This is a genomic window from Paenibacillus planticolens, from assembly GCF_013141725.1.
GTDB classification, from domain to species: Bacteria; Bacillota; Bacilli; order Paenibacillales; family NBRC-103111; genus Paenibacillus_E; species Paenibacillus_E planticolens.
The window spans coordinates 19,253-31,812 of record NZ_WHNZ01000039.1 but is presented as its reverse complement, the minus strand read 5'-3'; the positions used below and the strand labels follow the sequence as shown (position 1 = coordinate 31,812).

General features: G+C 52.2%; 11 protein-coding genes. 9 read left to right on the top strand and 2 right to left on the bottom strand.

All coding sequences use genetic code 11. The features are described 5' to 3' along the window. The first annotated feature begins 20 nt into the window (after nt 1–20). The 7 genes from GC097_RS16430 (at nt 21) to GC097_RS16400 (ending at nt 9,276) form a co-directional block, all read left to right on the top strand. Entirely contained in the window at nt 21–3,080 is a 3,060-nt protein-coding gene (locus tag GC097_RS16430; protein WP_171684387.1) for a HEAT repeat domain-containing protein, read from the top strand. Between the two features lie 34 nt (nt 3,081–3,114). Beyond that, nucleotides 3,115–3,552: an ATP-binding protein gene (locus GC097_RS16425; RefSeq protein ID WP_171684386.1), complete on the top strand. Its 438-nt coding sequence runs from the start codon at nt 3,115–3,117 to the stop codon at nt 3,550–3,552. Further along, on the top strand, nt 3,549–3,884 hold the full coding sequence (locus GC097_RS16420) for an STAS domain-containing protein (RefSeq protein ID WP_171684385.1): 336 nt from the start codon (nt 3,549–3,551) through the stop codon (nt 3,882–3,884). The genes GC097_RS16425 and GC097_RS16420 overlap by 4 nt, the downstream gene beginning before the upstream one ends. A 51-nt stretch (nt 3,885–3,935) precedes the next feature. Then, nucleotides 3,936–5,348, top strand: a complete 1,413-nt coding sequence (locus tag GC097_RS16415) for a PP2C family protein-serine/threonine phosphatase (protein ID WP_171684384.1) — start codon at nt 3,936–3,938, stop codon at nt 5,346–5,348. A gap of 129 nt (nt 5,349–5,477) precedes the next feature. Next, a complete protein-coding gene (locus tag GC097_RS16410) occupies nt 5,478–6,524 on the top strand; it encodes an eCIS core domain-containing protein (protein WP_171684383.1) in 1,047 nt (348 codons plus the stop codon). 86 nt (nt 6,525–6,610) lie between these two features. After that, nucleotides 6,611–8,740 (top strand): hypothetical protein, encoded by a 2,130-nt coding sequence (locus tag GC097_RS33915; protein ID WP_216625795.1) that lies wholly within the window; start codon nt 6,611–6,613, stop codon nt 8,738–8,740. Between the two features lie 14 nt (nt 8,741–8,754). Further along, nucleotides 8,755–9,276, top strand: a complete 522-nt coding sequence (locus tag GC097_RS16400) for a YbjN domain-containing protein (RefSeq protein ID WP_171684382.1) — start codon at nt 8,755–8,757, stop codon at nt 9,274–9,276. Nucleotides 9,277–9,555: 279 nt separating this feature from the next. On the opposite strand, the gene GC097_RS16395 is transcribed toward GC097_RS16400, so the two are convergent. Further along, nucleotides 9,556–10,251: a hypothetical protein gene (locus GC097_RS16395; RefSeq protein WP_171684381.1), complete on the bottom strand. Its 696-nt coding sequence runs from the start codon at nt 10,249–10,251 to the stop codon at nt 9,556–9,558. 189 nt (nt 10,252–10,440) lie between these two features. Here GC097_RS16395 and GC097_RS16390 point away from each other — a divergent pair, with 189 nt between their 5' ends. Both GC097_RS16390 and GC097_RS16385 read left to right on the top strand, forming a co-directional pair. After that, nucleotides 10,441–11,253: an FAD-dependent oxidoreductase gene (locus GC097_RS16390; protein WP_171684380.1), complete on the top strand. Its 813-nt coding sequence runs from the start codon at nt 10,441–10,443 to the stop codon at nt 11,251–11,253. A gap of 4 nt (nt 11,254–11,257) precedes the next feature. Continuing rightward, nucleotides 11,258–11,524 carry a hypothetical protein gene (locus tag GC097_RS16385; RefSeq protein ID WP_171684379.1) on the top strand — a complete coding sequence of 89 codons (267 nt, stop codon included), beginning with the start codon at nt 11,258–11,260 and terminating at the stop codon, nt 11,522–11,524. Here the strand turns inward: GC097_RS16385 and GC097_RS16380 are convergent. Continuing rightward, nucleotides 11,521–12,492 carry a bile acid:sodium symporter family protein gene (locus GC097_RS16380; protein ID WP_171684378.1) on the bottom strand — a complete coding sequence of 324 codons (972 nt, stop codon included), beginning with the start codon at nt 12,490–12,492 and terminating at the stop codon, nt 11,521–11,523. The genes GC097_RS16385 and GC097_RS16380 overlap by 4 nt on opposite strands. Between the last annotated feature and the right edge of the window lie 68 nt (nt 12,493–12,560).

The window sequence follows — 12,560 nt, the reverse complement described above, 5'->3', positions numbered from 1 at the left end:
GATAGATTGGACCTGATGATATGCAAGGAAGCTTAACCAGATGGATGGGACTGCGCCCCGAAGATATCCGAAAGCTGTGGATGATGCTGCCGGTCTTTTATTTTAGCGGGATTGCCGAGTCGTTGAACTATACAGCGTTCATGGCTCTTTTTAACCAGAGATTCGGCGTGCAGTATTTGCCCTATATCTATATTGTCGAAGCGGCTATCATGCCTCTGGAAGGCTGGCTTTTGGCGAAGCTCGCCAATCGTTTGCCGAAGGCTCGCATGATGACGACGCTCTATCTGATGATGATCGGCCTGCTGGTGCTGAACGGTGCGGTGCTGCTGGGCTTTAAGCTGGGCGGCGTCGATTTCCGCTACTATTATCCCATTCTGTTCCTTTCCTCCAACTTTGTCGTAAGACAGCTGACGCTGCTTTTATGGAGTACGGCATTTGATTTGTGCCCTACCCAGCAGGCCAAGAGATTGATGCCAGTGTTCATTGCTTCAACGACGACAGGCGGAATTACCGCCGGATTGATCGCTCACCAAATCGGCAGGCTGCTCGGCACGGAAGCTGTGTATGCGCTCGCTCCTGTGCTGATGGTGTTCGGCTTCCTGTTTTTTCGAAAGGCGCTGGCGCGCTATTTGGTCCCGTTGACGTTAAAAGAAGATTTGCGGCTGAAGAACCAGAGCGCACCGGGCAGTGCTGAGGAAGATAAGCAGCAGCCAGCGGGCTACTACGCTAAGCAGATGCTGCGCAGTCCGTTCTTGCTGTGCGCCGTAGCGTTGATGACGCTGATGCCGGCGGTGTATTTTATGATCGAGTATCAGTATTTTACCGCGGCGGAAGCCAAGTTTCCGAAGGAGGGGGATTTAACCTCTTTTTACGGCTTAATTACAGCTCTTCAATTTACGTTCTGTCTTTTGCTGCAAACGGTATCGACTCGTTTAATGAACTGGCTGGGCGCAAGCAACATGCTGCTGGCCATTACGCTCTTATTTTTCGGTGGCTTCGGACTTACGGCGCTATTTGTTAATCAGTCGATAGGATTGGCGATGGTTTCAGGCTCCTATGCCGTTTTCTATATTTTGCTGTATTACATAGCAGAGCCTTGTTATCAGCTGTTTTTCAAAATGATGCCCATCTCGAAGCGGGACGGTTACCGTTATTTTGCCCAGGGCGTAGCGGCTTCCGGCGGTATTCTAATCGGCTCGCTGCTGTCGCTGCTGCACTCCTTCGGCCTCATTCAGCTGCCGCCTCTGGCTTGGGTAGGCGTGGGCGTAGCTGCCATTCTCGTCATTGTCGCTTGGTACGGAAGACATTTGTACATCCGCGAGCTGGTCAAAAGCGTCCAATCGCTGCATGCCGATCTGTCAGATATTGCGGAGTCCTTTATTGGGGGCATCCGCAGCTCCAAAGCGCTATCGGCCATGCTTGACTACTTGAAGCATCCGAACGATTACGTGCGGGAGCTGGCGCTCGAAGTGATTGGCAAAGCAAAAGATTCCGCGTTCCTGCCGCATCTGATTGGGATGATCGGGGAAGAGAGCTCGCGAATCCGCATTGCTGTGCTGCGGGCGATGAATCTTCAAAGCGTTACGATTCAGGATCTTGTACAGGTCGCTTCGTTTCTGGAGGACGAGGACCCGGAAGTGCGCGCTGAAAGTGTAAAACTGATTTCAAAAGCGACGCATCTTAAAAGCCAGTCGCACTTCTTCATTCGCGTCAAGCTGCTGGATAATCATCCTAAAGTGGTGCATGAAGGGGTTAAGGCGCTTTACGCGCTCGAAAGCGAAGAAAGCTATCAGGCCTGCGACGAGGCGATTATCAAAATGCTGGATAACGGCGGGGAATGGGCGGTGTACGGGTGCCATACTGTGGCCGATCTGAAGCTGAACTCCTATTCCGCTTGGGTGCTCTCGCTGCTCGACGATCATCGGCCTGCGGTCAAAGTCGCCGCTGCTGCCTGTCTCGGCAAGCTCCGTCATGCAGAGGCGATTCCGGTTCTCCTGAACATGGTGCCGCTGGCGGACCAGGAGCTGCGCAAAGCGATTCTTCAAGCTTTGGTAGATATGGGCGAAGAAGCTCTGCCAGCTCTGTTGGGCAGCGTGAATCATGCGAATCCTTTCATTTGGAACGCAGCGGTTACAGCTCTTGCCGAACTGTTGGATGAAAACAAATTAAAAACGCAGCTCGTCGACCCTTGCGTAAGCCGTATGCTCGCTTCTACGCAGGAGCGTGCCCTGCCGGCAGGACTGCTTGAGCTGGGCATGAACGGGCTGGCTGAGCTCGCGAGCAAGCGGTGTGCGGAGCTGCACAATGCGCTAGTCGGCGGCGCCTGGGCCGTCATGGCCAAGTTCGTCGACGAACGGATTGTCGCGACACTCCGCGAAGCCACCAAGGACGAAAGTGAAGAGGTTCGCGATAATGCCCTTGAAGTGCTGGCTGAGGGAATCGGAGACCGCAAATTGGCTTTGGCTCTGCTGGAGCTGTTGAAGCAGGGAACCGCCGCCAGCGATACGGCGATGACGGAGCCGCTTGCGCTCTTGCAAGAAGCAGCCGAATGGCCGGACGAGTGGCTGAAAGATATTGCGGTTTATGCACGAAGTTCACTGGAGCGTGATGAGATGAGAGAAGAACGCAAGTTTTTGACCATGCTCGATAAAGTTATTTTCCTGAAGCAGGTATCGTTATTCGCCGATTTGTCGGTCGACGAACTGGGCTTAATCGCCGGTATTGCTACGGAAGAAGTGCATGAAGACCTGACGTATTTATTGCGTCGCGGGCACAGCAACACAGCGATGTATTTAATCATCGAAGGCAATGTTGAGCTAAGCAATGAGACCGGTGCCGGTGAGACAGGAACGATCGGCGTTCTTGGGCCTAAGCAGGCGTTCGGAGAAACGACCGCATTAGACGGATCGCCTTCCTCTATTACGGCGCAAGTTATTTTCGATGAAGTGCGTGTGCTTGCGCTGCAAGGGGAGAGCCTCTCCCGGCTAGTGAGATTGTATCCGGAGATCGGCATCGGGCTGCTGCATGCTTCAAGCGCCCGCGTCCGTTTGCTGGAAAATATGCTTTTGAAAATGGCTTAAGTCAAGTAGACGGATGAGCGGGGAGGGGGGGATCGTGTCATTGGAGAGCATTGTGTTAAGCAACGATCTGAAGGAGCTGGAACGGCTCGGCACATTCTTAAAAAGCTTGTCACAACCGATGGGCATGGATGAACGAACGTTATTCCAACTGAATTTGGTTTGCGACGAGCTTGTTACGAACATTATTCTCTACGGGCATCCCCCGGACGAACGCGGCCGGCATGCCATCCGTATTGATATCGAAGTCGCTGGGGACGGCTGGGAGCTTCGCCTGACAGATCGCGGAGTTCCCTTTAATCCGCTCCTGAAGTCCAGCCCGCGCGTTGATCTTGGCATGGACGAGCGCGGGATCGGCGGTCTGGGCATTCACTTTGTGAGACAAGTGATGGATGATATCCGCTATGAGCGTTTGAACGAAGAAAATGTGCTGATGATGATCAAAAGGCGAGATCAGAAGGAGGGAATATCATGAATATCCATGAGCAAATACAGGGGGATGTCGTGCTGCTGAGCTTAAACGGCAGACTGGATGCGAATACTTCCGCTAGCCTGGAAGCAGCTTTTGCGAAGCTGGTCGAGCAGGGGAAGAGCAAATTTGTTTTTGATCTGCAAGGACTTGAATATGTCAGCTCCGCAGGGCTAAGAAGCTTGCTCTCTGCAGCCAAAATGATCAAAGTCATTCAAGGCAAGCTGGCGCTCGCGCGCATGAATGAGAACGTCAAGGAAGTGTTCGATATGTCGGGGTTTAGTTCGATATTTTCGATTTATGAGAAGGAAGCGGATGCGATTCATGCCATTTCTTAGTGCTGCGAGCGGGACTATGAGGAAGGGTAAAGCGCAGAGGAGGCGTACTTGATGAATATCGTCGCGAGTATTCTTTTCCTTGTCTGTTTGGCGGCCGGTACAGCTTGGCAGCTCAGCGAGCGCAAACGCAGGACGGCTGAGCTGGAGCTTCAGCGGACGATGCAGCTGTTCGACGTTAGCTTGGAAGTGAATTCGACGATTCGGAAGCAGGATTTGCTGATCAAAATCATGGAAACCTCCTCGCGCATCATGAACGCGGAAGCGTCTTCCGTTATTTTGGTCGATAAGGAAAAGGGCGAGCTGTTTTTTGATCTGGCGCTCGGGGAGAAAGGCGATGAAGTCCGCGAAATTCGCCTCAAAATCGGCGAAGGCATCGCAGGCTGGGTCGCGCAGACCGGCCAATCGGTCAAAATCGACGATGCGGCGCAGGACGAGCGCTGGTCATCCAAGGTCGCCAAGCGAGTCGATTACCCGACGCGCAGCATGCTTTGCGTGCCGCTTGTGAGCAAAGGGAAAATTATCGGCGTCCTGCAGGTGCTGAACAAGCGGGATGACGCGCATTTTACAGACCGTGACCTGCAGCTTCTGGAGTCCATTGCCTCTCCGATCGCCGCCTCTTTGGAGAACGCCATGCTCTACGATGCGCTGGAGAAAACGACGGCCGCCAAAGAGCGGATGGAAAGCGAGCTGCGCATCGCGACAGACATTCAAATGGGCTTTCTGCCACGCCAAGGCTTGAGTTTGAGCAGCGCTTCTTCGGTAGCAGCAGCATGCACAGATGCCGATGGGCGCACTGCGGCCATTGCGGAGACGCGGGCGTATATTCGACCGGCACGCGAGGTAGGCGGGGATTTTTATGATTATTTTCGTCTCGGGGACGAGAAGCTGTTTTTCGTTTTAGGGGATGTTTCAGATAAAGGCATTCCTGCGGCGCTATTTATGGCGGTCACGATGACCTTGCTCAAAGGTAAAATGTCGCCCGGGATGTCGCCCGGAGAGCTGCTTACCGCCGTTAATCAAGAGCTGTATAAAGACGATTCGACGATGTTTGCAACGATTTTTTGCGGTGTTCTCGATGTAGGCACAGGGAAGCTGCTGTATAGCGATGGCGGCCATTGTCCGCCTTATGTGGTACGCGAGAGCGGGGAAGTGGAACAGCTGAAAGGGAAAAAGGGGCTTCCGCTTGGCGTCATGGATGACATGTTTTATGGGGATAACGAAGTAACGCTTGGCTTGGGTGATCGTGTGGTTTTATTTACGGACGGCATTACGGAGGCTGAGGATCGGCAGCAGGAGCAGTATGGCTTCCAGCGCCTTTACGAGCTGTTGAAAAAGGAGCTGTCCAGTCAGCAATCGATGCTGCTTGATCACATGGTAGAGGATGTAGACCGATTCGCGGACGGAGCTACCCAATCTGACGATATTGCCGTACTCATTGTTGATCGAAAACCATTCAAAATGTAGCCTCAAAGATACACAGGTATGATATAGTGAAATAAGATGACATCGTGCGCTCAGACACGGAAAATGATGGGGCGCAAGCCGTCCGTATGGCGGCATTTTTCTCCGTACTACCATTCTAGGAGGGTTCATATGCCAATGCACCAATCGCGTATTAACAGGCAGCCAGATACTTCCCTGCAACATCACCATCGCACGAAAAGCAGCGCCCACGGACAGTCTGCGGGAGCAGATCTTATGAATATACAGCGGACGATTGGCAACAAAGCGGTAGGCAGCATGCTGTCCGTACAGACGAAGCTGACGGTAGGACCTGTTGGAGATGCCTATGAACAAGAGGCGGATCAAGTTGGCAAAGAAGTGGCGGACAAGATCGCTGCCTCGGAAAATAGCGGGGCGTCCTCCTCTGATGTTCAGCGCTCGGAGAGCGAAGGTTCCGGTGCGGAAGACGAAGAGTTGCAGATGAAGCTGTCAGCGGAGACGATTCAGCGAAGCGAGGGCGGGGAGTCAGAAGATGAAGAGTTGCAGATGAAGCCGTCAGCGGAGACGGTTCAGCGAAGCGAAAGCGGAGAGTCAGAGGACGAAGAGCTGCAGATGAAGCCGTCGGCGGAGTCGATTCAGCGAAGCGAGGGCGGGGAGTCAGAAGATGAAGAGTTGCAGATGAAGCCGTCAGCGGAATCGATTCAGCGAAGCGAAGGCGGAGAGTCAGAGGACGAAGAGCTGCAGATGAAGCCGTCGGCGGAGACGGTTCAGCGAAGCGAAGGCGGAGAGTCAGAGGACGAAGAACTGCAGATGAAGCCGATGGCGGAGACGGTTCAGCGAAGCGAAGGCGGAGAATCAGAGGATGAAGAACTGCAAATGAAGCCGTCTGACGGTGGAGCGTTTGAAGCAGGGGCGTCGATTGAATCGCAGATTAAATCCAAGCAAGGCAGCGGCTCTAAAATGGGCGCCCAGATCCAAGCCAAGATGGAATCGGCCTTTAATGCGGATTTCAGCAATGTCAACATCCATCATGATTCGGGGGCGTCGAAGCTTACCGCTTCCTTAGGAGCGGAAGCCTTTGCGACGGGGAATGATATTTTTTTCCGTGAAGGCCGGTACAACCCGGATTCGCGGCAAGGGCAAGAGCTGCTTGGACACGAGTTAACTCACGTTATTCAACAAAGGGGCGGCAAGTAAGCTCTCGCGTACGAGCAGCAGGAATCACGCATTCGCCTGTTGCTTTTTCGTTTGCAGGACTATTATGCATAAAGGAGTCACGTCTGATGGCACAAGGTAACCAGCACCAATCCAAATCAGCGGGCCATTCTCAACAGAAGGCTGCGCAATCACAAGCTTCACAGACAAACGGAATGTCATCGCCTCAAGTGTCTCCTCTTGCGAGGGACTTCTTTATGCAGATGCAGCGAACAGCCGGGAATCGCGCAACCCAAGCCTACGCGAATCAAATGATTCAAAGGAATCCGCAGCAGCAGGCAGCGCCGGTGCCCGTAGCGGCGCCGATGCAAGCGGCCCCGGTGCAAGCAGCGGCAGTGCCTGTGGCGACACCGGCGGCGGCTCCAGCGCAGGCAGCGGCGACGCAAGCGGCCCCGGTGCAAACACCGGCAGTGCCTGTGGCGACACCGGCGGCGGCTCCAGCGCAGGCAGCGGCGACGCAAGCGGCCCCGGTGCAAGCAGCGCCAGTGCCCGTAGCGGCACCGACGCCGGCTCCAGCGCAGGCAGCGCCGATGCAAGCGGCCCCGGTGCAAGCAGCGCCAGTGCCCGTAGCGGCACCGGCGGCAGCTCCGGCGTCTGACTCGCTCAAAGAGGGTGCAGATACCGGTGCAGGCATCATCACCGCGTTTAGTGAAAGCTTCGGCAGTAAATCAGACGATTTCAAAGATGCCTACGACGCAACCAAAGACGAGAGTCTGGCGCAGCAATCGGCATCGCATGGCGCGGTTGCCTCCGCAGCGGATTTGATTGGCGGTCCTTTTCAAATTTTGAGCGCGATTAGAGAAACTCTTTCCATCTCTGAGGACAGTGACCGTACCGGCCATAATAAACGCTGGAACTACGCAGCTACCGGCTCTTCCATGATTGAATCCACAGGCAAAATGGTCAGCGGCTCCGCCGGCTTGGTCGATAAAGCCGCCAAATCCACCGGCAATACCGATGGTGTGGGCGCTTCCTCGGCGGTAAGTGATTATACCGGTACGGTAGGGGAAGCGATTTCTGCTGTAAAAAGCACCATTATGGCTGTTAAATCCATCTACGATATGTATAGCAAGCATTCGGAGAATGGCGGACTGGATAAGGGCGAAGCCTCCAAAGGTGTCATCGATGTAATAAGCAATGCCATTCAGGCTGCCCAATCCGGGCTCAAAGTCGCCAAAGGCATTATGGAAATTATGGACACAAGCACAGCAAGCTTGACTAGCGTTATTCCGGGGGTCAGTATCGCGGTGAGCGGTGTGAAAATTGCCATCAAAACGGTCGACGTCATCAAAGCAGGCCTAAACCGCTCGGCAATGACCACCTTGAAACGTGACTTCAAGGGCAAGAACGCGGGCAAATCCTTTGTAACGGCCAAGAGATGGTTCCGGAATGCCGGCGTAGATAAAGAGAAACTGAAGATCCATAAACAGGCTCTCGAAGCCAGAAAAGCACAAGGCGACGCACAGGCAGAGACAGAACTCGAAGAGATTGCGCAGTATGAACTCGCCAAGGAAATGAAAAATATTAACGTGAAGCGCACGAACCGCGGAGGTCTGCAAATCGGTATCGAGTTAACGAAAATCGCAGGGGACATCGCTACGCTGACTGGTGTCGGTGCGCAGGTCGGTACGCCGCTCAAAATCGTTGCCTCCGGCGTTGGCGCTGCGATGCCTGTCGTCCGGTCATTGAAACAAGCTGGACGCGATCGAGCTGCCAAAGCTGGGGCTTGGGGAATCACAAAGGCGGTCTTCAATGCGGATAAATCAACCGAGAAGAAACAGGAACAACGTTCAAAAGATGCGGATCTGATTATTCATATGATTAGGAGTCTTCCTGTGTTAACAGCGTCAGCCGCACCGGCTCCGGCCCCGGCAACCGTAGCGGCACCAACGTCAGCCGCATCAGCCCCGGCCCCGGCAACCGGGACGGCGCCAACAACAGCCGCACCAGCACCGGCACCGGCAATCGCCACGGCACCGACAACAGCTGCACCAGTACCGGCTACGCCAACCACAGCGGCACCAACCGCAGCCGCACCGGCGCCCGCAACGCCAGATCCAGCCGTTCTTGCGCGGTACACTCAGGTAAGAAGCTATGTCGAAGCGGCAGGTGTAAGTTTGCCTGCTCTTGAGAAGTTTAAAGATGATCCGGTTAAACTAAGATCCAAATTAGTTGAAGCCATGGGACAAAGAGAATAGAAGGGTGGAAACACATGCTGCCAGACCTAGTACACGCGCGCCATTTGGCGCAGTTAGGGCTTTTGAAAGATATTTTGGATGAGACAGGCTTAGCCACGAATTTGTTGGAAAAATCAGAAGCGATTCCGCTTCACGTGCTGATGGCCGGTTTTCAAGAGGATAAAAAAGAGCGGGAACGCTTTCTGCACTTTAGCTTTTTGCCTTTGAACGACGATGAGATCGCTTCTATTCAGCTGCTGCAAATCTACAGTACGCTTCCTTTTCACCTTGAAGAAGGAAAGCGCGATGAGGTTGCCGCTGTTTTACTCGAGATCAATACGCGACTGCCGATCGGCCATTTTGGCATCAATGAGCATAACGAGCTGCATTACCGCTATGTATACAGCATTTCGGCTGCGCGTTCTTTTGACAGCGAAGAGGTGCTTGAGATTTTGAGCTTATTCGTCTATATGTGCGATATGTTTGCCGAGCATGTGGAACTGGTAGCCAGCGGCGAAGCCAGTGCCGAGCAGGTTGTTCAGGCATTGCGAGGTTAAGTGCGAACGCAGAAAAGGGCTGTCCCAAAAGTAGATGAATCTACGAAAGGGAAGCCCTTTTTCCGTTCTTACCACCTTGAAGGGAACTAGAGTCCGCTATTTGTGCGAAAAGCTCTAATTTCCATGTTTACGCGGAACTACAGGGTCTTATTCCCCATCGGACCGCACATTTCAGCCGAAAATGGCAAAATAGCGGACCGTAGTTCCCACTTGCTTGCCACAAGGCTGCCATTTGGATAAATAGCGGCCTGTAGTTCCTCTAAACCAGTATCCGCAGTTTTATTTCACTCTCTCTTGCAAGAGCTCAACGAGCTGCTTGCCGGGATCCCGCATTTGACCGCCAGCGCCGCCGGCAGGACGATTGCCGCCTGCTCCGCCGTTTTTGCCGTCTGCGTTGCCTCCACGGGCTGCGCCATTCCCGTTATTCCCGCCGCCCGTGCCATCGGAACCAGCGGCATTCGGTGAAGCCGGGGCTGAGCCGTCCGGCTGTGCGCCTTTTTGCCCGCCGAAATTCCCACGCTTGCCATCGCCTTGATTTCCGCCGTTAGCGCCAGGTCCGTTCCCTCCGCCGTTCCCCCGACCAGCCATCCGGGATGCCGAGTCATCGATGAACTTCTTCTGAGCGTCCGTTAGCTTTTCGAGCAACTTTGTCTTATTCTCGTCGCTGAGCTCAGCCTTGGTCTCGATATCCTGCGCAACGGGCAGCATGACTTGAGCTTGCTCCTTGGTGATCGCAAGTCCGTCGGCCTTGTCCATCATAAGGAGGGTTTGGAACGTACTGAACAGTTGTCTTTGCTCCTGACTCATGGCGGGACGATTCTGTCCCTGCTGCTTCGCATCTGCTGAACCTTGTGCGTTCTGCGTTTGAGGCTGTGTCGTGCTTGCCGCTGCAGGCCCAGAGGAAGTTTGATTTCCGCAACCGCTAAGCAAAGCGGGAATAAGAATGCATAAGCCGGCTATTTGTTTCATTTTCATATGTGCATAATTCACTCCTATCCTTGATCTTCAACCCCATTGTACGGTGCAATTATGAAGAAAAAGAGAAGGGAAGCTGAAACGCAGATAAAAGTTAGCTTAAAAATGGCTGAGTGGAATGAGATTGAACTTTAAAGCAGAGGTAACGTCAATTTATTGAATATCCATAATTTGTAATAGGAGGAAGCGATGAGAAAGTATCAGATCTTAGTATTCGGTTTAGTTTTTACTTGTTTATTATTTGTAACTGCTTGTGAGAAAGAGAAAGTTCAAGCGGAAAAAGAAGAAGGAGATTCCGGCCAGACACATGTCGTGGTGATTGGATCGGAAATAGAAGGAGTTTATCTGGCTAGAGCTGCCATGGATGAAGGATTATCAGTAACTATTTTAGATCCCAAGGATAAGCCGGGAGGACAGCTCATTCAAGGACAGATGCAGTTTCTGGATGAACCGTTCGATGATCAAAATCAATCCTTGCTTCAAGGAAGAGTAAAGGAGCTTTTTAACCGCTATAAAAAAGGTGAGATAAGAAAAGCTAGTGAATTTGAACAATACTTCGACTCGCTTATTAAAGGGATACCACTGGAATCCGGCATTTCCATTACTGGCATTAATAAGGTAAAGGATGCGGCTGCGAATAATCAACAAATTAAGTCTATTACCTACCGTACAAAAGATGGATTGGAGAAGGACATCCGTGCTGACTACTGGGTAGAAAATACGGACTCCAATGCTCTTGTAGGAGGCCTTGAATTGGAACGTATTCCAGGTATTGAAACCGTATTTGGCGGAGCACAACAGTACATGGCAGCTTCAATCATGATGAAATTTCGTCATGTAGATTGGGATAAGTTCCAGAAGGAAACGAATCGGTTAACAAAAAAAGAAATAGAAGATAAATATGGTTCAACGACTACAGTTACAGATAAATTTACGTGGGGTTTCGGAAATGTCGGAGCGACATTCGTCCCTAGCAGCAGGGAGGTATTTCTTAGCAGGTAAAAACGTGGGTGCCTCTGCTGTGGCGTATGGCAGTGCGCGCATTCAAGCCAACACCTCACTGGCTGCAGAAGTTATAGGGATCCTACTTGGAAAGTTAAAAGGAGAGCAGGATTTAAGCAAACTAACAAATGATGAGATGAAAGATATCCATGCATACATAAAAAATAAATATGGTATTACAGTGAGTGGTGTGACAGCAAAAAATAAGATCAAAGATTTGAATGAAGATCAAATTAAGCAGCTTAATATAGGCAAACTAGTGCTTCCTTAGTGAGTGTTAGCTAGATTAGGCGCATCGTCTTTCAAAGCATATCTTCTGTTCAATAGAAATCCAAATAAGGACGCCAGCGACTGCTGGAACAGCATCCCCAGGACAACCGGAATGGCGACCGGAGGCGGGAAATAAGCCACAGCGAGCACGGCGCCGGCGCTAATATTCCGCATGCCGCTGTTAAAAGTTAGCGCCACTACAACATCCTGTTCCCACTTCATCAGCTTCGCGACGACCCACCCCAGAATGTAGCCTAACGAAGCAAGGACTAGTACAAATCCAGCCATCCCAAGCAGCTTGGGATTAATATCACGCAAGTATGGCGCGATCACGGAGCTGTTGATAGCGACTACGATGCCCATGCATATTTTGGAAAAAGGGCCAAGGCGGCCGCTCCATTTCACTTTGATATTGCCTTTGGTCCATTGGTTCAGCAGCATGCCGAGCAGGGAAGGGACGACGATCATGAAGAAAAGTCCCTTCATCATGGCTAGGGAATCCATTTGTACCTTCGTTCCGACGAGCGCAGATAGCGTGTAAGGAACAACGAAGGGCGAAAGAACTGTGTCCATGAGAATAATGGAAAGGGTGAGCACGATATTCCCGCGATAAATGGCGACCCAGACGAAGCTGGTAATCCCTGTCGGAATGGCTGCAGCAAGAATGAGGCCTGTGATGGTTAACGGTTCATGGCTGTAAACAGCATGTCCTAGCCCAAGTGCAATGAGCGGCATGCCCACATGCAAAATTAGCAGCGTAGCGATGAGCGGGAGAGGTTGAACGACAACCTTGACAAATTCTCTGAAGCTGGAGCTTATACTGCCTGAAAAGGTCATAAAAGCGAATAGCCATGGCGATAAAAAGGTGAATCCGAATAAATGACTGCCGAGCAAAACACCGATGAGTACGCTGACCGGCGTGATGAGCGGCATGATTTTTTCTAGTTGACGATTCAATTGAGACAGCATCTTAGGTGTACATCCTTCCTGACAATAGGTATGTAAGGCCGAGGTAAGCGTTCCCCCTATTATAAGAG